The following is a 21634-nucleotide window of genomic DNA, read 5'->3' as shown; positions in this document are numbered from 1 at the left end:
ACGTCGAAGTCGGCCCGCCCGAGCCCGCTACGGCAAGATCCGGTGGATCCGACTCCGCAGCCGGTGGCGGTTGGCCGTCCGGTCTCGCCGGTCGGCCAGTGCCCGTGCGTTCGTCCTCGGCCGGTGGCCCGATTGTCTGAAGCCGTGCGCCGGCGCAGTCTTCGTACGGCGCCGCTCCACGCTCTCCTGCGCGACGGCGTCCAAAGCCTCGGTGCCGCGCTCGCCGCCGCGCACCGCGGGACCAGGCCCCACGGGAGGGCCCGCCTCGGGTCCCTGACAGGATCGGCACCCACGGTGCGTGCCGCACCCCATTGCCCGGCCACCGCCCCGGCCCGCCACGAACGACGGCCGGGCCCTGCCCGGCATCCACACCCGCCTGGCACGCCGCAAACCGTTGCCCGCCGAGCACCTGGTCGCCGGCGAGTTCCTCGGTGCTGCGCTGCGAGCGGTGATCGGCGACGGCCGGGAGGCAGAGCAGCTCGCGCAGGTCGTGGTTGGTCACCACCGGCACGACCGTGCCCCGGCCGTTCTGCCGGCCATCCCGGCGGTGGCCTGTCGGTGAGCAACTCCCGCTCCTATACTGCGAGTTCGACCGTCCGTCGACCATGACGGCGGACCGGCGAAGAGGATCGAGGGGTGGGCGGGATGAGCGACGGTCGACTGGGAGTCCCTCACGAGTACCGGGTGGCGACGACGCGGGTCGGGGGGCTCGCGCTCACCATCCTGCTGCTGTCCTTCGGGGCACTGCTGCCGATCTGGAGCGACAAGGAGTTCGCGCCGTCCACCAAGGCGATCGGCTCGCTGCTGGTGATCGGCTTCTGCCTGCTGGTGATCGTCGGCGTCGCCCGGGCCGGCACACTGGTCACCGCCGACGGGATCACCGTCCGCGGGTTGATACGCCGCCGCCGGCTGCCCTGGGCCGAGATCACGCAGTTCGGCAAGGCTCCCAACCCGAACGCGCACACGGGCCGCGGCGCGCCGGCGTTCCTCACCTACGCGTTCCGTGCCGACGGCCGCAAGGTCCACCTCCCCTATGTCGACGACAAGCACGTCCTGGTAGACCGCGAAGTGGAACGGCTGAACACGCTGCTGGCCGAACGCCGCGGCGACGCCGACTGAACTCGGGATGAGCCCAGTGCCTGCCGCCGGACGGGCCGGCGCACGCCCGTTCGGCACCGCCGCCACGGGGAAGACCACCCCCTCCCGGAAGTCGGCCGCCCCTGCCGCCTTCACTCCGAGGACTCCTGCCTGACGGGGAAGACCGCCTCTGAGCCCCCTCGCAGGCGGCTCCGCCGTCGGTCGTCGCGGCCCCGATGTCCCCGTTCTCGGCGACGGGCCGGCGTCGTGGGAACTCTCGGAAGTTGCTGCGGGTCCGTGGCCGCCGGCCGCCCCGGGCCGACCGCGCGGCGCCCTGCGGATCGGGCGGCGGGGGCCGGTGCGGCGCGACACGGCGTTGTACCATCTCGCTCGGAACATGTCGTCCATGCGATGACATGGGGCAGGTCAACGAAAGGGCGACGGCATGACGGTGCGGGACACCGGCACGGCCGGGACCGGGCCGGCCTCGTTCCTGGCCGCCGCCGCCGCGCTGGGCACGATGGCCGCCGCCGCCCGCACGGCCCGCCGCGCACCTGCGGACACCGCGGACACCGCGCGCCGGAGCGACCCGCAGCAGGCCCTGTCCGCACTCCTGATGCTGCGCCACCTCCGTGAGGAACTCTCCGGCTGGGAGACCGGCCTGATCGAGACCGCCCGCGGCGCCGGTGCCACCTGGGCCGACCTCGCCGAACCGATGGGCGTCCGCAGCCGCCAGGCCGCCGAGCGCCGCTACCTGCGCATGCGCCCCGACAGCGACGCCGGCACCGAGGTGGGCAGCACCGGCGAGCAGCGCGTCCGGGCCGCGCGCGACCGGCGCGCCGCCGACCGCGCGGTGATCACCTGGGCCCGCGCCAACGCCGCGGACCTGCGCCGCCTCGCCGGACAGATCAGCTCCCTGGACGGCCTCGCCACCTCGGCGGCACCCGCCGTACGGCGCCTGCTGGACGCCCTCGGCCACCACGACCCCGCCCGCCTGCTCGCCCCGCTCGCCGAGACCCGGCCCCTCCTGGCGGCGGATCACCCGACGATCGCGGCCCGCCTCGACGAACTCACTGCCCGGACCGAGCAGTTGCGCACCGACAGCGGTCGGCAGCGGCGCAGACCCTCCACCGGCCAGTGACCGCGAGCCCGCCGGGCCGCGGCCCGCAGAGCACGGGACGTGTCGGACCCGACCCGCGGACCCGCCCCGCGCCGTCCCACCAGCCCTCGACCGCATCCGAAGACCGGGTCCGGCCGCGCGACACACCCGGCCGGCAGTCGCCCGGACCGAACCGAACCCTTTCCCGTCCGTACACCTGAAGGAGACGCCACCCGTGGCCAGCCCGACCGAGACGCTGGAGTTCCAGGCGGAGACCCGCCAGCTGCTGCAGCTGGTGATCCACTCGATCTACTCGAACAAGGACATCTTCCTGCGCGAGCTGATCTCCAACGCCTCCGACGCCCTCGACAAGCTCCGCCTGGAATCCCTCACCGACACCGGCCTCGCCGTCGACACGTCCGACCTGCACATCTCGCTGGAAGTCGACCAGGAGGCCCGCACCCTGACGGTGCGGGACAACGGCATCGGCATGACCCGGGACGACGTCGTCGACCTCATCGGCACCATCGCCAAGTCCGGCACCGCCGGTCTGCTGGCCAAGATCAAGGAGGCCAAGGACGCGGAGGCGGCGCAGAGCCTGATCGGGCAGTTCGGCGTCGGCTTCTACTCGGCGTTCATGGTCGCCGACAAGGTCACCCTGCGCACCCGCCGCGCCGGCACCGAGCAGGGCACCACGTGGGAGTCCGACGGTGAGGGCACCTACACCGTCGCGCAGGCCGACGGCCTGCCGGTGGGCACCTCCGTCACGCTGCACCTCAAGCCCGCGGACACCGAGGACGGGCTCGGCGACTACCTCGCCGCACGGAAGATCCGCCAGATCGTCAAGCAGTACTCGGACTTCATCCGCTGGCCCATCCGGATGGCCGCCGAACCCGTCGCTGCGAACACGGACGCCGGGGACGCGGCCGCGGACGGCCCGGAGACGCTGAACTCGATGAAGGCCCTGTGGGCCCGCCCGCGCAGCGAGGTGACCGAGGCCGAGTACAGCGAATTCTACCAGCAGATCAGCCACGACTGGCGCCCCCCGGCCGAGACCGTCCACATGCGCGCCGAGGGCACCTTCGAGTACGAGGCGCTGCTGTTCGTCCCCGCGCACGCCCCGTTCGACCTGTTCTCCCGCGACGCCAAGCGGGGCGTGCAGCTGTACGTCAAGCGCGTGTTCATCATGGACGACTGCGATGCGCTGATGCCGGACTACCTGCGCTTCGTCAAGGGCGTCGTCGACGCCCACGACCTCTCGCTGAACGTCTCCCGCGAGATCCTGCAGCACGACCGCCAGATCACCGCCGTCCGCCGGCGCCTCGTCAAGAAGGTCCTCACCGCGCTGAAGACCATGCAGACCGCGAAGGCCGACGCCTACGCCGAGCTGTGGGAGCAGTTCGGCCGGGTGATCAAGGAAGGCCTGATCGAGGACCGCGACAACGCCGACGCGCTGCTGGAGCTGGTCCGCGCGGCCTCGACGAACGACCCGGAGCAGGCGACCACGCTGCGCGAGTACGTCGCGCGGATGAAGGACGGCCAGGACACCATCTACTACCTGACCGGCGAGAACCGTCAGACGGTGGAGAGTTCCCCGCACATGGAGGCCTTCGCCGCCAAGGGCTACGAGGTGCTGATCCTCACCGACCCCGTCGACGAGGTCTGGACCGACCAGGTCCCCGCCTTCGACGGCCACCGGTTCCAGTCCATCGCCAAGGGGCAGGTCGACCTCGACCACGACGCCGACGCCGACGCCGAGGCGAAGGCCGAGAAGGCCCAGCGCGACAAGGACTTCGCCGACCTCCTCGGGTGGCTGCAGACCACCCTGGGCGAGCACGTCAAGCAGGTCCGCCTGTCCACCCGGCTCACCACCTCCGCCGCGTGCCTGGTCGGCGACGCCCACGACCTGACCCCCACCCTGGAGAAGATGTACCGGGCCATGGGCCAGGAGCTCCCGCCGGTCAAGCGCATCCTCGAACTCAACCCCGGCCACCCGCTCGTCACCGCCCTCCACCAGGCCCACCGGGCGAAGCCCGACGACCCGGCACTCGCGGACACCGCCGAACTCGTCCACGGCAGCGCCCTGCTCGCCGAGGGCGGCGACCTGCCCGACCCCGCCCGCTTCACCCGGCTCCTGACGGACCGCCTCTCCCGCACCCTGTAACCGCCGCGCACGGGCGCACGTCCGCCGGGGCCGAGGAGCCCTGCGGCCGGACCCGGCACGCCTCCTGCTGCCGCGTCGGCGCGGCGCGAGTGCCCGCGGTCCCCCTGCCGGAGCGTCCGGGAGGGGGGCCGTCACGGCCGGGACACCGGGACTGCGCCGGAGGCTGCCGTCTTGTTCACACCGCTTCCGGTGGAGGTCGGTCGCGGGTCAGGACCGTGCGGACGGGCCGGCGGCGGCCTGCACCGCGGCCTCCCAGGCGAACCCGTCCGGGTCGGCGAAGGAACCCGCGGTGCTGCCGAGGACGATCCGGTGCGAGCCGGTGCCGTCGACGGGAACGCCCACCTCCTTGGCCAGGGCGCGGCGCTTGTACAGCGCCAGCTTGACGGCGCCGGCCTCACCCGGGGCGAACTCGGTGTACTTGCCGCCGAAGCTCCTGGCCACGGTCAGGCCACGGCCCACGTAGAACTCCCTGGTGGCCTTGACGTTCTCGACGCCGAGCAGCAGGACGACGTCGTCGATCTCGCGGGTGGCCGGGCCGGTGTCCTTCTTCGCCGAGGTCGCGACCTTCCAGGCCGTCCCGTCCGGTGCCTGGACGGAACCCCCGTAGCCCCACAGGGACTTCGTCGCGGGCTTGATCACGGTGGCGCCGGCGCCCACGGCGGCGGCGAGGAAGGCGTCGACGGTGGCCGGCCCGGCCACGGTGAGCGCCAGCGCGAAGCCACGGAACCCGGTGGACGGCGCCCCGGACTCCCGCAGGCGAACGTGCCGGTCCACGCCGAAGGCGGTGTAGAAGCGGTGGGCGTCCCCGGTGTCGGCCACCTCCAGGGTGACGGACGCGAGGGACACGGTGGACGCGGTGGTTTCGTTGTTTCCCATGTCCGTCACGCTACGGTCGGCCCGGCGCCCGGGGCTTCTCGAATCCTGATCGGTCCGGCCCGGCCCCCGTCCCCTGCTGCGCCGCGCGGACGCCACCGCCGATGTCGCCGCGGATGCCCTCGCCTGCCAGGACGCCTCCGGTGGGAGTGGCGAGGTGGCCTCGCAGGATCGATGACCGCGCCGTTCTGCGCAACGCGGCGCGGGACCGACACGGACGCAACCGCAGCAACCTCGCACAGGTGCCGACGGGGGCGAGGCCTCGGGCCTCGGCGGGCCCACGGCTGCCGGAAGCCGCGCTCCGGCGGCCGTGTCAGTGGGCGGCCTTATGTTGATCAGCACGAACGCCGCTCCGATGCGGCGTGAATCCCCCTGTCATCCTGAGGAGCTGGTGTGCTGTTGCCTGCCTGGGAGGAATCGAGCACGGCCCGGGTGGTCCCACCCGCCCGGCCGCGCAAGCTCGCCAAGGTACCGTTCGTCCAGCTGGCCGACGGGCGCCTGCAAGGCGTCGTTTCCAGCGGCTCGGACATCGGCCGGGTCTACGTGTCGTCGATCGCGGCCGGCACCTTCGAGTTCGCGTGCAGCACCAACAACAACCGCCCCTGCGGCGGTGCCCACGGCGGCTACTGCAAGCACCTCCACGCCCTGATCGCCGAGGGAGTGGTGCAGTTCGGCGGCCCACGGGTCGTCCGCTACCTGCGGGTGGACACCGACACCGCGGAGCCCGATACCGCGGAGATCGGCCGCGTCATGGCTGCGGCCCGCCCGGCGAAGGCCGGGAGCTCGCCGGCGGCCTCGGTGTTCGCCCGGTTCCTGAACCACCTGGAATACCTGGAGTTCGACGCGGCGACCGAGCCCCTTCCGGACATGCACTGGTTCCCGACCGCCGGGGCGGTGGCGTGATGCGCACCGACCTCCTGTCCGCACCGGTCGACGGCCTCGACGAGGCCCTGGCCGTCGTCGACGCCTTCGACCGGGCCCTGTCCGCCGGCCTGCTGCGGCCCCAGCCCACCCAGGCCGAAGCACTGGGCCGGCTGGCCGACGCGCTCACCGGCTGCCCGCTCGCCGCGCGCGTCGCCGAGGCGGCCGACCGGGCGGCCTCGGGCGCAGCCGACGAGGAGCACCTGCTGGTGCTCGCCGCCGCGCGCACCGCGCTACTGGGCGCCGCCCACGACGCACTCGCCGCGACCGTCGGCGAGGCCACCGGCCGCACACGCGGCGAGTGGACGGCTTCCGGACCGGGCCTGCCGGGCTCGCCGAATCTGCTCGCCGCGGCCCGGTCCTGGCTCACCGACCTCGCCCGGTCCGGCTGGCGCGGGATGGACCACGACATCGTCTCCGGCGCCGCTCCGGTCGTCTCCGCGATGCTCCCGGATCCGGGGCTGCGCCGGTTCGGGGTGCTGCTCGACGGCTTCGCCGGCGAACTCGCCGCGTCGTGCCCGGGCGCGCAGCTGGACCGGGTCCCGGCACGTCGGTGGGCCGATCTCTGGTCGCGGGCCATGCTGCTGACGCACCCGGGTGCGGCCGGCGCCGGGGCTGCGGGGACGGTGACCGGCCGGCTGCTGCCGCTCGGTGTCGACCTGCAGGAGCACGCCACGGCCGCGCAGGCGCAGGTCCACGCGGTGCTGGAGCCGGCCGACGGCTCCGCGCCGCGCCTGGTCCGGGCATCCGTGTCCGTCCCCAAGCCGGACAGCGTCGTCGGCGCCGGAGTGTGGCAGCTGCTGCGCCCGCGCCTGTCGCTGCTCGCCGCGGCCGGTGAGGGCCTGGCGATGGACCTGACCGACATGCCGGTCACAGCCGAGGGCGACCTGCTGTGGCACGAGGGATGCGCACGGTCGGCCGGGGCCGCCGACCCGTTCGCCACCGCGCGGGCCGTGCTGCCCACCGCGGTCGGCGCGGCGGTCGCGCCGCTGGAACGGCACCCCGTCCGGCTGGCCGAACCCGTTCTCCTGGAGAACTACACCGTCCAGGAGGAGGAAGGTGGTCCGGTGTTCACGCTGGCCGGCCACCCGGTGACCGTCGACACCGGCCGCGTCCCGGCGGCCGGGCCGCTCACCCCGCAGGCGGTCGCCGCGTCCACCGCGTGCATCGGTCTGCTCCGCTGGGACGCCGGGGCGTTCCGGCTCCAGCCGCTCGCGGTGGAGACCCCGGTCAAGCGGCGCACGGTGGCCGTGCACGCGGGGGCGTGGGCCGGGGGCACCACCGACAAGGCGGCCGCCAAGGCCGAGGCCGCCGCGACCGAGACCGTGGCCGTGCTGCGCGAGCGCGCCGGAAGGCTGCTGCGGAAATGACCGACGACCCCATACTCCAGGCCGGCCCCGCCGTGACGCCGGAGGAGAACCGCCGCCAGGTCCTCTACTGGCGCCTGCTGGCGAACCTCTTCGACCCCGTGGAGCAGCCCGCCCTGGAGACGGCGAGCATGGCCGTCGTGGAGGACCTCGCACTGCCGGCGGGCCTGCTCGACCCGCGCACGTCTGTCGACTCCCTCGTCCAGCGTCACCCGGGCCTGGCAGCCGGGTTCGACGGCCTCATGGCGCCGGACGCCGACCCGGCCGACGCCGGCACGACCGACGGCGACCGGGACCGCGCCGCCGAGGTGCGGCGGGCGGCGCTGTTCTCCAAGGTCCTCCTCAACACCTTCGCCACCGGAACCGGCACGGTGACCGCCGGACAGCTGTCCCGCTGGCAGGGCGACGCCGGATGGCTGGAACGGGCTCTGGGCTTGCGTCCGGGCGATCTGCGCGCCGGGCGCACAGGCGGGACGGGGCCCGGGGCCGCCGGCCCGGTTGCCGGGTCAGGCAGCGCCGCAAGCCCGGACCTGTCGGCGCTGATCCCCGTGATCGGCCCCGAACTCGCCGCCCTCGAAGCTGACCTGGTCAAGCGGATGCATCTGCGCGAGGTCCTCGCGGACAGCACGCTCGCCGCCCGGCTCACCCCGAGCATGTCGCTGATCGAGCAGCTGCTGCGCGACAAGGGCAACCTCGACGGCACCGCGCTCGCCAACGCCAAGGCGCTGATCCGGCGGTTCGTCGACGAGGTCGCCGAGGTGCTGCGCACCCAGGTCGAGAAGGCCACCGTCGGGGAGCTGGACCGTTCGGTGCCGCCGAAGCGGGTGTTCCGCAACCTCGACCTCAAGCGCACGGTCGACAAGAACCTCGTCAACTGGAACCCGGAGGACGAGCGGCTCTACGTCGACCGCCTCTACTACCGGCAGACTGCCCGCAAGACCACGCCGCAACGGCTGGTCGTCGTGGTGGACCAGTCCGGCTCGATGGTCGACTCCATGGTCAACTGCACCATCCTGGCCTCGATCTTCGCCGGCCTGCCCAAGGTCGACGTCCACCTGATCGCCTATGACACGCGGGCCGTCGACCTCACCCCCTGGGTCCACGACCCGTTCGAGACACTGCTGCGCACCGACCTCGGCGGTGGCACCGACGGCACTGTCGCCATGGCCCTCACCCAGCCGAAGATCGCCGAGCCGCGCAACACCGTGGTGGTGTGGATCTCCGACTTCTACGAGTGGCGCGGCGAGGAGCTGTTCGGGCAGATGGCCGCCGTGCACCGGTCCGGGGTGAAGTTCATCCCGGTCGGCTCGGTCACCAGCTCGGGCCGCGGCAGCGTCAACCCCTGGTTCCGCGAGCGTTTCAAGGACCAGGGCACCCCGGTGATCTCCGGGCACATGCGCAAGCTCGTCCACGAGCTCAAGACCTTCCTCACCTGATCCGGCGTCCGGCGCACGCACCCGCCGCCCCCTACCGACGATTCCTGTCCCGCCACAGAGAGGCGACCACCCCGATGACCGACATGCTCCGCGCCCCCGCCGAGGCCAAGTACGCCGACGAGCTGGACTACCTGGAGTCGATCGACACCGGCCCCCGGCCGTCCACCTGGCGGCTGTCACCGAAGATGGTCCGCACGTTCGTTCTCGGCTCCGAGCGCTCCGACGGCCTGGACCGCGAGATCGGGCAGAAGTGGTTCGGTGAGCGCAGCATCGTCGAGCGCGCCATCGTGACCCTGGCCTCCGACCGCGGCCTGCTGCTGATCGGCGACCCCGGTACCGGCAAGAGCTGGCTCGCGGAGCTGCTGGCCGCCGCGGTGTGCCGCAACTCCACCCAGGTGGTGCAGGGCACCGCCGGCACCACGGAGGACCACCTCAAGTACTCCTGGAACGTGTCCATGGTGATCGCCAAGGGCCAGTCCCGGGAGTCGATGATCCCCTCGCCGATCATGACCGCGATGGAGACCGGCACGATCGGCCGGTTCGAGGAGCTCACCCGCTCCACCAGCGACGTCCAGGACGCGCTGATCTCCATCCTCTCCGAGAAGTACGTGTCGGTGCCCGAGCTGGGCGGCGAGGACGGCATCGTGTTCGCCAAGCCCGGCTTCTCGGTCATCGCCACCGCCAACAGCCGCGACCGGGGCGTCAACGACCTGTCCTCCGCGCTCAAGCGGCGCTTCAACTTCGTGCGCATCCCGGTGGTGACCGACAAGGCCAGCGAGGCGGAGATCGTCCGCTTCCGCACCGAGGAGCTGCTGCGCCGCCACGAACTCGACCTGGAGGTGCCGCCCACCCTGCTCGACGTGCTGCTGCGCAGCTTCGGCGACCTGCGCGACGCCGCCGCCTCGGCCGGCAGCGACGACGAGAAGCTGGAGTCCGCGCTGTCCACCGCCGAGCAGATCGGCGTGCTGGAGGACGCCGTCCTGCACAGCAACTTCTTCGGCGAGCGCGCGCTGACCGCCCGTACCCTCGGCTCCTCGCTGGTCGGCTCGCTCGCCCGGCGCGCCCCCGAGGACTCGGTCATCCTCACCAAGTACCTCACCGGCGTGGTCGGCCCGCGCAGCCGGCAGGAGGGCGGCGAGTGGCCGGAGTTCCTGGAGGCCGGCCTCGACACGCTGAAGGCGCTCGCGTGAACGACGTGACCACCCGGGTGTCCGCCGACGGCGCGCACCCCGCGCACGGCACCTTCGACGCGCTGCGCGCCCAACTCCAGGACGCCGCGGCCACGTTCGCGGGCGGCCCGGGAACGCTGGACGGCATCCTCCACGGACTCGTGGACGACGTCGACCGCGCGCTGCGCGAGCCGCTGGAGATCTTCCCCGTCTGCCACCACTCCCCCGCTTCCGCCACCGCCATGGCCCGCCGGCTGCGCGCCAAGCAGCCGAAGACGGTGTTCCTGGAGCTGTGCGAGGACATGACGCCGCTCCTCACCGAGCTGCGCAACTGCCGCCTGCCGGTCGCCGTCCAGGCCTTCGCCACGCACATCGACGGATTCCCCGCCGGCTGGGCGCCGCTGTCCGTCCTCGCGCCGATCACCGAGGCCTCCGCCGAGTACCAGGCCATCGCGTACGCGCTGGAGACCCCGGGCGTCGCGCTGATCCTCGTCGACCGGTCCTCCGACCACGTCTTCCAGTGGCAGCCCCGCGAGGACGCCGTGCCCGGCACCGCCCCCACCGAGCCGGAGGCCGCGCTGCACGGCGACGCGGTCGGAGTGGAACTCGGCGACCTGCGGCCCCGGTTCGCCGAACTGGAGCAGCACCTGCTGCGCCACGGCAAGGTCAGGCACTGGTCGGAGTGGTGGCACCAGTACGTCGAGCTGCCGCTCGGCGACGCGGACCACGACACCTACCGGCAGGTCATGTTCCTGATCGGCAGCCTCTTCCGCCGCCTGGCGCCCGGCGACCCCGGCCGGGTCCGGATCGACGAGGACCGCGAGCGGTACATGTGGACCCGCATCCGAGAGTACCTCGCAGCCTCCGGCGCCGACCCGGCCGACAGCGTGTACGTCTGCGGCGCCTTCCACGCCGCCAGCCGGGTCGAGGAGTTCGGCGTCCACGGTTCCTCCGACACCTTCACCATCTCGCCGCGCACGGCGACCGCATGGCAGTACGGCCTGATCCCCTCCAGCCACACGGCCATCGAGGCGCAGTTCGGCCTGGAGAGCGGATCGGTGTCCATCGCCGCCACCCAGTGGGAGAAGAACCTCAAGCGCACCCGTGTCCAGCCGTACCGGCTCAAGGGCCAGGCCGGCGCCAAGGCGGGACGGGCACGGAAGGCCGCCGCCCCGGCGCCGGTGGCGGCGGCGGACACCACCGACCTGCTGTCCGGGTTCCTGCGGCGCCCGCCGGTCCTGGACCGCCTCGACCAGCAGGAACTGCTCGGCTGGTCCGTGGAGATCGTGCGCGCCGCCCGCCGCAACGGCTACCTCGCCTCCACCGCCGACGCCATCGCCGTGTACGAGACGTCCATCCTGCTCGCCGGCATGCGTGACCGGGCCAGGCCGACGCCGTACGACTTCCTGGACGCGGCGGTCACCTGCATCGAGAAGGACAGCGTGCCCGGCCGGCGCGACGTCCGCCGTCTGGTCGAGATCATGATGGGCGGCGACCGGATCGGCCAGGTCGGCTACGAGTCGCTGCCGCCGCTCGCCCGCGACGTCCACGACCGGCTCGCCCCGCTCGGTCTGAACCTCCAGGCACGAGGCGTGAAGCGGGCGCTGCTGGACATCAAGTCCGACCCGCGGCTCAAGGCCTGCTCGGACGTACTGTGGATGCTGCGTCACCTGCTCCCGCACGGTGCGACCCGCCCGGTCATGGGCGAGCGCAAGCTCGGCGAGCAGCCCGTCCAGGAGTCCTGGGACCTCGCGCTCGGCACCCACCAGCGGGCCCTGATCGAGCTCGGCTACGAGGGCGTCAGCCTGGAGCAGGTCCTCGAACAGCGTCTGCGCCGCGAGGCCAACGCCCCGCAGGCGACGGCCGCCGAGGTCCTGCGGACCGTCGAGGACGCCACGCTGTACCTCGGCAGCCGCCGCCTCGCCGACGAGCTCGGCACCCGTGCCCTGGAGGTCCTGTCCACCGAGCGCAGCGTCGACGGCGCGCCTGAGGTGCTGCGCCGGGTCCGCACGCTGCTCGCGTACTACCGCACGAGCGAGCCGGTCCTGCCGTCGTGGATCGAGCAGTTCGCGAAGACCGGGTACGCGCACTACTGCACCCTGCTCCCGACCGCGTTCACCGACGAAACGGCGACGGTGCGCCAGGTCGCCGCCATGCTCGGCTTCCTGTTCGGCATGGAGGGCCTCGCCCTGTCCCTGGGCAGCGACCGCACCCAGCTGGAACTCGCCGTCGCCCAGTCCCACCCGCAGGAGCCCGCCAAGACCGCCCTGCTGTGGGCCGCGCAGGTCCAACTCGGCAGGCTCTCCCGGAAGGAACTGAGGGAACGCTGCGACGAACTGCTCGACAACCCGCTGCTCCTGCCTTCCTGCCCGCGCTACCTCAGCGGGCTCCTGCACGCCCTCGAACCGGTGCCCAGCCTGGTCGACGTCGTCGTGGAGGCGGTCTCCAACGCCTTCGCCCGGTTGCCGGACCGGGTTCTGCTGCCCTGGCTGCCCGTCCTGATCACCACGCTGCGCAGCAGCGGCGCGGAGCTGGCACCGCTGCTGACCCGCGAGGCCGGCCGAGTCTTCCCCGGCCGCCTCGCGGACCTGGACGCCTGGGTGCCGCCGTGGCGTGCGCCGGCAGGCCCACCCGCCGCCCTCACGCGGCCGTCCGCCCGCCGGGGATCCGCACTGCTCGCCAGGCGTCCGGCCACCTGCGACGCCCTGGCGCAACTGCTCGGGTGTGACGACGGCTGGACGGTCGAGGGGGCGCCCGCAGGCCCGGCACTGCTCTCCCGGCACCCCGCGACAGCCGACGCACTGGCCCTGCTGCTCGATCCGGCGTGAGCGAGGGCCGACCTCCCAGGCCTGACGGGGGGCCTCGTGGACGGGCGGCAGGAATGCCGTACGCGGCATTCCGCCCCTGTCCACAGGCCGCCCGTCCAACGAGCGATCTCCAAGTACAACGCCCGCGGACCCGCCGTCGACCGCGCCGGCCACAAGGCCGCCATCAGCATCAACAGGCTCACAAGCGACCTTGAGCCGGTATGCGGATGGAGGCAGCTACATGGAGGCAGCTATGACGAGTGCCGTTGCCACAGCCGAACGCGGTTGTCGTCGCCACCGGCGGCGCGCCGTTCGTGAGGGTGGTCGCGGCGCGCCGAGTCCGTTGGAGCGGGGTGGTGGCGTTCAGTTGCAGGGCGGGCGCGGTGGACGGCCGCAGCGCTGTACGCCCACCCGCCGCGCCCCGGCGGGGGACGGGACCGGTGGCCCGTACGGCCGAGACGACGGGCCGAGCAGCATGGAACGGGTCAGGCAGGTGATGGCGCATGAAAGGGTTCAAGGTCGGCGGTGCCGGTGTCGCCACGGCTCTCGCGGCAGCCGGGACCACACTGCTGTGCGCGGCGGTGTGGTCGCTCCTCGCGCTCACCCACCCCGCCGTGGCGGGTGTCAGCGAGCACTACTTCTACGACGGCCTCTGGGTCGCGGTCGGCCTGACGTTCACGCTCGCCGGCCTGTTCCTGGTGGTCAACCGGAACGGCCAGGCCCTGGGGGCACTGTTGCTGGCCGCCGGTGTCCTGCAGTCGCTGCGCATGGTGCTGCTACTGGCAGCCGGGCTGGCCGGTGCCGGGCCGGCGGTCGTCGGGGTCATCGCGGTCGTGGTGCTGGCCGCGGACATCGCCAACGCCTTCGTGGTGGTGGGCTTCCCGCTCTGGCTCCCGGACGCCCGGCTACCCGGTGGAGCCTGGCGCTTGGTCACCGTGCTGGTGGGCGGGTGGAGCGTCCTGCTCGCCTTCGCCAACACCGCCCGGGTACCCGAGTGGTACGGCCTGCCGAACCCGCTCCACCACACCGCGCTGTACGGCTGGCTGGACGGGTGGCTCAGCCCGTACACCTTCGACCTGTTCGCCGCGAGCCTGGTGCTCACCCTGACGGTGGCGGCGGTCCGCTGGTGGCGCCTGCCCGGGGCGCACCCGTACCTGTGGGCGGTGATGACCGCCTACGTGGTGTGGGCCGCGCTGGCCGCCGTCCCGCACTTCGTCACCGACTCCCCCGGGTGGCTGCCGTACGCGGTTGTCGTGGCGGGCGAGGCCGCCTGGATGCTGGTGCCGATCGCCGCCTTCCGGCGCGACCGCCGATTCTCCCTGGACCGGGCCACCCGGCGATACCTGGTCGCGTTCGTGTTCTGCGCGCTGCTGTTCGTCGGCGCCCTGCTCGCTGCCTACCTGACGCACCGGCTGCTACCCGACACCGGGCCCGACGCGCGCTGGTGGCAGGTGGCGACGGCGGCGGTCCTGGGCGCGCTCCTGCGCCCGGCCGCCCACACGGTGGGGCATGCCGTGGACCGCTACTACTACGGCGAGCGGGCCCACCCGTACCAGCTGATCCGGCAGCTGGCGGAGCGGATGAGCCACGCCGTCAACCCGGCGGACGCGCCACCGCTGCTCTGCCGGACCGTGGTGCAGGCCCTCGGACTGCCCGCCGCCGCGGTCCGGGTCCGGACCCGCAGCGGGCCGCGCGAGCTGGCCCGAATCGGGGCACCCGACCCGACCGGCGTGCGTTTCCCGCTCACCTACGAGGGCGCCGAGATCGGCGAACTGCTGGTGCCGCCCCGCCCCGGGCAGTCCGAGCTGGACCGACAGGACCGCGAGGTGCTGCGCCTGCTCGCCGACCAGGCCTCGCCGGCGATCGCCTCGCTCGGCCTGTACGAAGACCTCCGAGCGAGCCGCGAGCAACTCGTACAGGCCCGCGAGGAGGAACGCCGCCGGCTGCGCCACGACCTCCACGACGGTCTCGGCCCCGCCCTCTCCGGCCTGCGCCTGAGGATCGATGCCGCCAGTGCCGACCTGCCCGATGACTCCGAAGCCGCTGACTCGCTTACCGCGGCCTCCGTCGGCATCGGCGACGCGATCACCGAGCTCCGGCAGATCACCCACGGTCTGGGTCCCGGTCCCCTCGACGGCAAGGGTCTGGCCGACGCGCTCCGTCGGCTCGCGGACACCCTCGGGAGCCGGTCGCTCGACGTCACCCTCGACCTGTGCCCGGACCCGCTGCCCGTGTTCTCTGCCGCGGTCGAGGTCGCCGTGTACCGGATCAGCGGTGAGGCCCTGAACAACGTGGTCCGCCACGCGGGTGCCACGGCCGTCCGGCTCAGCCTGCACGCCCTCCCCGACCGGGTCACCGTCGAGGTCGCCGACAACGGCACCGGCTTCCCCATCGGTGCCTCCACGTCCGGGGTCGGCCTCCGTTCCATGGCCGAGCGCGTCGAAGAGCTCGGCGGCACCTTCACCGCAGGTAACGCCCCCGTCGGTGCCGTCGTCCGCGCCGTCTTCCCCTGCGGTCAGGCCGACTGACCCGGGCCGCCGTCAGGACCTCGGCGCCGTGACCGCCGGCCTCACCCCGTCACAGTGTCCTCGACTTCCCTGATGATTGGGCGAGTTCAAGCCTCGGGGAGGGGCTGTACGTGGACGAGTGGCCTGACAGCCCCCGGCCGGGGGCTTCAGCCGACCGTCTTGCCGAGCTGGACGGTGGTGACGCCCTTGGATACGGCCAGCTCGGTGAGCGCGGCGACGGCCTGGACGTTGGCCTGGAAGTTCTCGCCCTGCCAGCGCGGGTCGAGTCGGCGCCAGTCGTCCGTGCTGTACTGGTCGGCCGGCTTCATCGCTCCGGTCAGGAAGCCGCGTCCCAGCGGGGCATAGGGCACGAACCCGATCCCGAGCTCACGCACGACCGGCAGGACGGTGTCCTCGACGTGCCGCTCGAAGACGGAGTACCCGGTCTGCAGGACCGAGACCGGCTGCACGGCATGGGCACGGCGGATGGTCTCGGGACCGGCCTCGGACAGACCGAAGTAACGGACCTTGCCCGACTCGATCAACTCCTTCACCGTCCCGGCCACCTCCTTGATCGGCACACCCGGATCGACCCGGTGCGGGTAGAGGACGTCGATGCAATCGGTGCCGAGGTAGCGCAGGCTGTTGTCGGCGACCCTGCGGATGTTCTCCGGCCGGCTGTCGAGACCGCCGGGGCTGGCGAGGTCGTAGCCGAACTTGGTGGCCAGCATCACCTCGTCGCGGAAGCCCTTGACGGCCTCACCGAGCAGCCGCTCATTCGAACCGGTGCCACCGCCGTAGACCTCGGCCATGTCGAACAGGGTCACCTACTAACCCGACTACCGGGAGTGATACGCAAGTCCACCGCGCCCGGGATCTCACGTAGCAGATTCACCGGCATCGGCACGGCGGCCGGCCAGTTCTGCGGAACGGCCGTCAAGGACGGCAGCGCCGGCCGGAGGCCGACGGCGAGCACCGACGAGCGACGGCCGGGACGACCAAGCCCAGCGGCGGGTCAGGGCCTGACGCCGGGCCGGGGCCGCATTGTCAGCGGCCGCCCGGTTGCACCAAGCTGACGGCATGTCCACCACCAACGGCGGCGCGGTGGACGGACCGGGGAGGCGCAGTGGTGGGGTCGGGGAAGGGCGGCGCGGGCGTGCTGGTGGGGCGCGGGCGGGAGTTGGAGTTGCTGGGGCGGGTGGCCGACGGTGCGCCGGGCGGGCCGGCCGTCGCCGTGGTCGAGGGCATGCCCGGCATCGGCAAGAGCCGGTTGCTGGACGAGCTGCGGGGGCGGGCCCTCACCGCCGGGCATCGGGCGGTCGCGGCGCGGGCCTCGGCCGCCGAGCGGGAGACGCCGTACGGGCTCGTGCTGAACCTGCTGTGGGCAGCCGGGGCGCGGCAGCTGCTGGACGAGGTCACCGCCGAGTTCGAGGCGGCGCGGCCCGGTCCGTTGGGACGCCACCGCTGGCACGGCCGCCTCCTGGACGCCCTCACTGGGCCGGCCGGGAGCGCGCCCGCCGCCACTGGCCGGACGCTGCTCCTGCTGGACGACCTGCAGTGGGCGGACGACGAGTCGCTGCCGCTCCTGGACCGGCTGGTGGGAGGCCCGTCGGACGGGCGGCTCGGCTGCGTCCTGGCGTACCGGCGCGGCGGCTGTCCGCCCGGGCTGGAGCGGGCTCTGACGGATGCCGCCGCCCTCCGGATCACGCTCGGGCCGCTGACCCCCGACCAGGTGGCCGAGCAGGTGGCCGGCCTGGTGCCGCAGGCCTCGTCGGAGCACCGGCGACGGCTCGCCCGGGCGAGCGCGGGCGTCCCCCGTCAGCTGCACGAGCTGGCCGCGCTGCCGGCCGCGCTGGTCGGCGGGCTGGCCGCGGGGGACCCCCGGGCGATCGCCGACGCGCCGGAGTGGTCGCCCGGTCCGGAGATCCGCGGCGAGCTGGACACCCTCTCGGCGCGGGCCCACGACGTGCTGCGGGCGGCGGCGGTGGCCGGCGCGGAGTTCGACCTGGCGACCGTCGCCGCGGTGGCCGACACGCCGGCGTCCGAGGCCGGCGGGGCCGTGGACGAACTGGTGGTCCACGGATGCCTGCGGGAAGTCGGCGAGCGCTACCGCTTCACCCGGCCGCTGCTCGGCGCCGCGGCGTACCGGCTGGCCGGTCCGGCGTGGCGGCGGGAGGCGCACCGCCGGGCCGCCGACCACCTGGAGCGGTGCGGGGCCGTCCCCGCCGACTGGGCCGCGCAGGCCGAGAACTTCACGTGTACGGCGAGCCGCGAGCAGCTCGCCCGGCTGACCGAGGCCGCCCGGACCGCCCTGCGGCACACTCCGGAGGACAGCGCCCGCTGGCTGCGGAAGGTGCTGCGGGCGATGCCCGCTCGCCCCGGCCGCACCGCCGACGGCGGCGGGCCCGGCCGCGGCAGCGCGCGGGCGGAGACGACCCTGCTGCTGGGCCGGGCGCTGACCGTGTCCGGGCGGCTCGACGAGGCGATCGCGGCACTGGCGCCGCTGCTCGACGAGCCCGGTCCGGTCCGGGGGCGGGCGGTGGCCCTGATGTCCCTCGCGGACCGGCTGCGGGGCCGGACCGGCCGGGCGGTTCAGCGGCTGAAGAGCCTGACCGACGCGGACGGTCCCGTGGGCCGTGCGGAGGCCGGACTCCAGCTCGCCAGGGTCGACATGATGAACGGACGGATGGACCGGTGCCTGCGGCGCACCACAGAACTGTCCGGCCGGGCCAGGACGCCGCTGAGCGAGCTTGCCTCCCACACCGTCACCAGCCTGGCGCTGATCGGCACGGGCGCGATCCCCGAGGCCCGGCGCGCGCTCGACTCGGCCGAGGCGCTCGTCGACCGGCTGGACGACGAGGAGCTGCTGGACGCCCTGCCCGCGCTGCCGGACCTCGGCTGGGCCGCCCAGCTCCTCGAACGCCGGCACCGGACGGTCCCCCGGATCGATCGCGGGGTGGCCCTCGCCGAGCGCCGCGGACACCGCTACCTGCTGCCGCACCTGCACAGCGTGCGGACGGCCCTGCTGCTGATGTCCGGCCCACTCGACGAGGCGGTCGCCGCCGCCGACGCCGCGATCGAACTGGGCCTGGAGATGGGCACGGTGGAGACACTGGGCGTGGCGGCCGGCCTGCGGCTGCGCGCGGTGCTCTGGCGGGACGGGCCGACGGCCGCCGCGGCCGCGCTGCAGCTCGCCCGCAGCCTGCCCGAACCGTCGGCCGCGGTGTGGCGGGCGGTGGTGCGGCACGCGACGGTGGAGGCCGCGGTGGCCTGCGGCGAACCGCTGACCGCCGCGCAGGCCACCCAGCGGCTGCAGCTCGGCGACGGCCGCCTGCGCGACCCGATGCCGGCCCACGCGCACGACATCGCCGCTTCGCTCTACGCGGCCGAGGGCGACACGGCGATGGTCCTCCAGCACGCGGAACTCGGGGAGCGGGCCGCCCGGTCGGCCGGGCTGCCCTCTGCCGTCGCCGTCGCCGGGGTGACCGCCGCCCGGGCCAAGCAGGCGTGCGGCGAGCTGGCCGGTGCCTGGGCCACCGCCCGGCGGGCGGCCGACCGACTGGCCGCCTCCGGCCTGCTGGTCCGGGCCGGCGGTGCCCAGTTGCTGGCCGCCGCCATCGCCGGGGAGCGGGGCGACCGGGCCGGCCGGGAGGACGCGACCGCCGCCGCCCGTGAGCTCTTCGAACGGGTCGGCGCGCACGCGCTGCGCCGCGCGGCCGAGGCGGGACCGCAGGCCGTCAGGAAGGATCCTGGGCACGAAGCGCACCCGGTCGAGGCGCCGCTGTCCCGGCGCGAGGCGGAGGTCGCGGACCTGGTGGCCCAGGGCCTGACCAACCAGGCGATCGCGGACCGGCTCTTCGTCAGCGTCCGGACGGTGGAGTCGCATCTGACCAAGGTCTTCCACAAGCTCGGCATCGGTTCGCGGGCGGGCGTCGCGCGGGCGCTGGACGCGGTCCTGGCGGCACCGCAGGGCCGCTGAGCGGGCCGCCCGGCTCGCCGCACGATCCTCGTACGCCGGGGACCGCTCCGGCATCGGGGATTCCCGCATGCCCGGGCACCGGGTCGATACGGGTACGGGACTGCGGGATTCCACGATGCCGCTGCCCGGCACCGGTTCGTTAGCGTCCAGCCATCGCCACCGGCTCCGGCCGGGCCCGCGACCGGGCTCGGAGGCCCCCGCCTTCCCCGGCCGCCGGTGGCGCGTCCCCGGCCCCGACGTGAGGAACCGTCATGCCACGCAAGCTCACCACCGCCGCTGTCGCCTTGTCGGCGGCGTTGTCGCTCCTCGGCGCCGCACCCGCGTTCGCCCGGCCGGCCACCGACTCCTCGGGCGTGCCGGCCGCCGCGAAGCAGCTGCTCGCCGCCCAGGCCTCGCTCGACGCCGCCGCGGCCCGGATCCAGGCCCTCGCCGAGGCGGCCCCGTCCGACAGCGGCTACGCCGGCACCTGGGTCGACGCCGGCACCCGCACCCTGGTGCTGTACTGGAAGGGCGCCCCGAGCGGCGACGTCGCCCGGCGCATCGAGGCCGAGAAGTCCCGCACGGTGCACGTCAGCATCAAGCCGGCCGCCTACTCGGCCCGCCGGCTGGCCGCCGAGGTGGAGTCGATCCGGCCGGCCGTCGCCGCCGGGCAGGACCACCTGGTCGGCGTGGGCGCCCGTCCCGACGGCAGCGGGATCGACGTCAAGGTGGACACCGCCGCCGCCGCGAAGGCCCACCCTGCGTCGGCAGCAGCGCCGTTGAACAGCCAGTCCGAGATACTCCCCGCCGCTGTCCGGGCAGCCGGCAGCAGGGTCGACACCCGGATCGTCCCGTCCGCCCCCGGCGGCCTCTACGTCACCAGCCGGGAGAACGAGAACCCCGCGGACGTCATGGCCGGCGCGCTGATCCACCAGGGCGGCGGCGGGATCTGTTCCACGGGGTTCGGCGCCATCTGGCGGTCCGGCTGGGGCCACGACTACCCGCAGATCATGACCGCCCTGCACTGCCAGGTGAACACCAACGCGTGGTACAGCCAGACCGGAGCCAGGCTCGCCAACGGCGACTACACGAACAGTGCGTCGCCGGCCACCGACTCGGTGATCGTCGCCGCGGACAACGGCATCGCCGGGCGCGGCTGGGACGGCGGCGCGGCCGGCGCACCGAACCAGGGCACCAAGCCGGTCTCCGGCGCGGCCCACACCAACCCGGGCGACTACCTGTGCTTCTCCGGCGGCATCACCGGGATCAACTGCGCCGCCCGCACCACCGCGGTGGGTCAGTGGGACGGCGCGGTCAAGGTCGACATCGCCACCTCCACCGACGGCAGCAACCTGGCCGGCCACGGCGACAGCGGCGGTCCGGTCTTCACCGTGGGCCCGGCCGACAACTGGGCCTCCTGGACGGCCCGCGGCATCATCCACGGCCGTCCCGGCACCATGGCGGAGAACACCTGCCACAGCCCGCTCGTCGGCGACTACGGCTGCACCCCCACCGTCGAGTTCACGGACGTGGTCGACGCGCTGGCCGCCGTGCCGAACACGCGAATCGCCACCGGGCACCTCACCTGGACCAGCGGCCCCTGAGCCCGTCCCCGCGGCGACCCGAACCACCGGCCGTCCCCGGCGCGCACCCCGCGCCGGGGACGGCGCAACCACTCTGTGACCGCATAGATCCAGCCGCTTCCGGCCGTCGGGCTCGGCCTCTTCGCCCTGGTCGTCGTCGTGGTCTTCATCGGCGCGGTGCCGGGCGAGGGTGGCGTGCAGCGTCAACCCGGCCTGCGGTCGGGTTCCTCGGGGGTTCCGGGAGTTGTGCGGTTCCGTGATGACGACCCGACGTTGTGGTGCGTGGGCCGCAACGTGAGTGACGACGCGACGTTGTGGTGCGTGGCCGCAACGTGAGTGTGTGGTGGGAGCGGCGGTGTGGTGTCCGGCAGGCGGATCCGGCGTCGGTGCCGGTGTTCTTCCGCGCGCAGCCGCTGGGGGACCCCGGTGTCGGTGAACTCGCCCGCGCCGCAGGGGTGCCGGCCGGTGCCCGTGCAGCGGCCGGGATCCACCGGCGGCCCGGGCAGTGCGCTCCCGCGCCGTCTGCCGTTGCGCTGACCCAGGCTCCAACGGCCTGAGGAGTGTGCCGGGCTACTGGTGCCGGTTGGTCCTTGCTACCGGGTGCGCAGGGGTGTGCCTCTGCGGGTGTGCCTGGTACGGGTTGCCGACCCTGTGGTGGGTGAGGTCGGCGGCG

The 21634-nt window shown here is 73.8% G+C and carries 13 protein-coding genes and 1 pseudogene; 12 read left to right on the top strand and 2 right to left on the bottom strand.

What is annotated here, in order from left to right; translation table 11 throughout:
- Window positions 1-298 precede the first annotated feature (298 nt).
- The 4 genes from ACIRST_RS32495 (at window position 299) to htpG (ending at window position 4340) form a co-directional block, all read left to right on the top strand.
- Window positions 299-562 carry a hypothetical protein gene (locus ACIRST_RS32495; protein ID WP_402806727.1) on the top strand — a complete coding sequence of 88 codons (264 nt, stop codon included), beginning with the start codon at window positions 299-301 and terminating at the stop codon, window positions 560-562.
- Between the two features lie 83 nt (window positions 563-645).
- A complete protein-coding gene (locus ACIRST_RS32490) occupies window positions 646-1119 on the top strand; it encodes a PH domain-containing protein (protein WP_402806724.1) in 474 nt (157 codons plus the stop codon).
- Window positions 1120-1522: 403 nt separating this feature from the next.
- Entirely contained in the window at window positions 1523-2218 is a 696-nt protein-coding gene (locus ACIRST_RS32485) for a type III effector protein (protein ID WP_402806722.1), read from the top strand.
- A gap of 193 nt (window positions 2219-2411) precedes the next feature.
- Complete coding sequence (gene htpG, locus ACIRST_RS32480) at window positions 2412-4340, top strand: molecular chaperone HtpG (protein WP_402806720.1); 1929 nt, start codon at window positions 2412-2414, stop codon at window positions 4338-4340.
- A gap of 207 nt (window positions 4341-4547) precedes the next feature.
- On the opposite strand, the gene ACIRST_RS32475 is transcribed toward htpG, so the two are convergent.
- On the bottom strand, window positions 4548-5216 hold the full coding sequence (locus tag ACIRST_RS32475) for a glyoxalase (protein ID WP_402806717.1): 669 nt from the start codon (window positions 5214-5216) through the stop codon (window positions 4548-4550).
- A gap of 396 nt (window positions 5217-5612) precedes the next feature.
- On the opposite strand from ACIRST_RS32475, the gene ACIRST_RS32470 reads away from it, so the two are divergent.
- From ACIRST_RS32470 to ACIRST_RS32445, 6 genes are all read left to right on the top strand, one after another.
- The gene (locus ACIRST_RS32470; RefSeq protein WP_402806758.1) at window positions 5613-6116 is read left to right on the top strand and encodes a hypothetical protein; all 504 of its coding nucleotides are present in this window, start codon (window positions 5613-5615) and stop codon (window positions 6114-6116) included.
- The gene (locus ACIRST_RS32465) at window positions 6086-7504 is read left to right on the top strand and encodes a hypothetical protein (protein ID WP_402806755.1); all 1419 of its coding nucleotides are present in this window, start codon (window positions 6086-6088) and stop codon (window positions 7502-7504) included. The genes ACIRST_RS32470 and ACIRST_RS32465 overlap by 31 nt, the downstream gene beginning before the upstream one ends.
- Window positions 7501-8937, top strand: coding sequence for a VWA domain-containing protein (locus ACIRST_RS32460; protein WP_402806714.1), 1437 nt, complete (start codon window positions 7501-7503; stop codon window positions 8935-8937). Before ACIRST_RS32465 ends, ACIRST_RS32460 begins: the two co-directional genes overlap by 4 nt.
- A gap of 74 nt (window positions 8938-9011) precedes the next feature.
- Entirely contained in the window at window positions 9012-10127 is a 1116-nt protein-coding gene (locus ACIRST_RS32455; RefSeq protein WP_402806712.1) for an AAA family ATPase, read from the top strand.
- A gap of 5 nt (window positions 10128-10132) precedes the next feature.
- A complete protein-coding gene (locus tag ACIRST_RS32450; RefSeq protein WP_402806752.1) occupies window positions 10133-12934 on the top strand; it encodes a hypothetical protein in 2802 nt (933 codons plus the stop codon).
- A gap of 482 nt (window positions 12935-13416) precedes the next feature.
- Complete coding sequence (locus ACIRST_RS32445) at window positions 13417-15441, top strand: sensor histidine kinase (RefSeq protein WP_402806709.1); 2025 nt, start codon at window positions 13417-13419, stop codon at window positions 15439-15441.
- Between the two features lie 164 nt (window positions 15442-15605).
- On the opposite strand, the pseudogene ACIRST_RS32440 reads toward ACIRST_RS32445, so the two are convergent.
- Window positions 15606-16247 (bottom strand): annotated as a pseudogene (locus ACIRST_RS32440) (aldo/keto reductase); the annotation flags it as partial.
- A 299-nt stretch (window positions 16248-16546) separates the two neighbouring features.
- Between ACIRST_RS32440 and ACIRST_RS32435 the strand changes: the two are divergent.
- Window positions 16547-19399, top strand: a complete 2853-nt coding sequence (locus ACIRST_RS32435) for an AAA family ATPase (RefSeq protein WP_402806706.1) — start codon at window positions 16547-16549, stop codon at window positions 19397-19399.
- A gap of 251 nt (window positions 19400-19650) precedes the next feature.
- Window positions 19651-20982 carry a hypothetical protein gene (locus ACIRST_RS32430; protein ID WP_402806703.1) on the top strand — a complete coding sequence of 444 codons (1332 nt, stop codon included), beginning with the start codon at window positions 19651-19653 and terminating at the stop codon, window positions 20980-20982.
- The last annotated feature ends 652 nt before the right edge of the window (window positions 20983-21634 follow it).

This window comes from Kitasatospora sp. NPDC101447 (assembly GCF_044767225.1).
Taxonomy (GTDB): Bacteria; Actinomycetota; Actinomycetes; order Streptomycetales; family Streptomycetaceae; genus Kitasatospora.
This window is presented reverse-complemented; position numbering and strand designations above follow the sequence as displayed.

Excerpts from the sequence above, each read along its gene's own strand:
- ACIRST_RS32485 (WP_402806722.1), top strand. The coding sequence starts at position 1,523 with ATGACGGTGCGGGACACCGGCACGGCCGGGACCGGGCCGGCCTCGTTC.
- ACIRST_RS32430 (WP_402806703.1), top strand. The coding sequence starts at position 19,651 with ATGCCACGCAAGCTCACCACCGCCGCTGTCGCCTTGTCGGCGGCGTTG.
- ACIRST_RS32460 (WP_402806714.1), top strand. The coding sequence starts at position 7,501 with ATGACCGACGACCCCATACTCCAGGCCGGCCCCGCCGTGACGCCGGAG.
- ACIRST_RS32455 (WP_402806712.1), top strand. The coding sequence starts at position 9,012 with ATGACCGACATGCTCCGCGCCCCCGCCGAGGCCAAGTACGCCGACGAG.
- ACIRST_RS32445 (WP_402806709.1), top strand. The coding sequence starts at position 13,417 with ATGAAAGGGTTCAAGGTCGGCGGTGCCGGTGTCGCCACGGCTCTCGCG.
- ACIRST_RS32475 (WP_402806717.1), bottom strand. The coding sequence starts at position 5,216 with ATGGGAAACAACGAAACCACCGCGTCCACCGTGTCCCTCGCGTCCGTC.
- ACIRST_RS32490 (WP_402806724.1), top strand. The coding sequence starts at position 646 with ATGAGCGACGGTCGACTGGGAGTCCCTCACGAGTACCGGGTGGCGACG.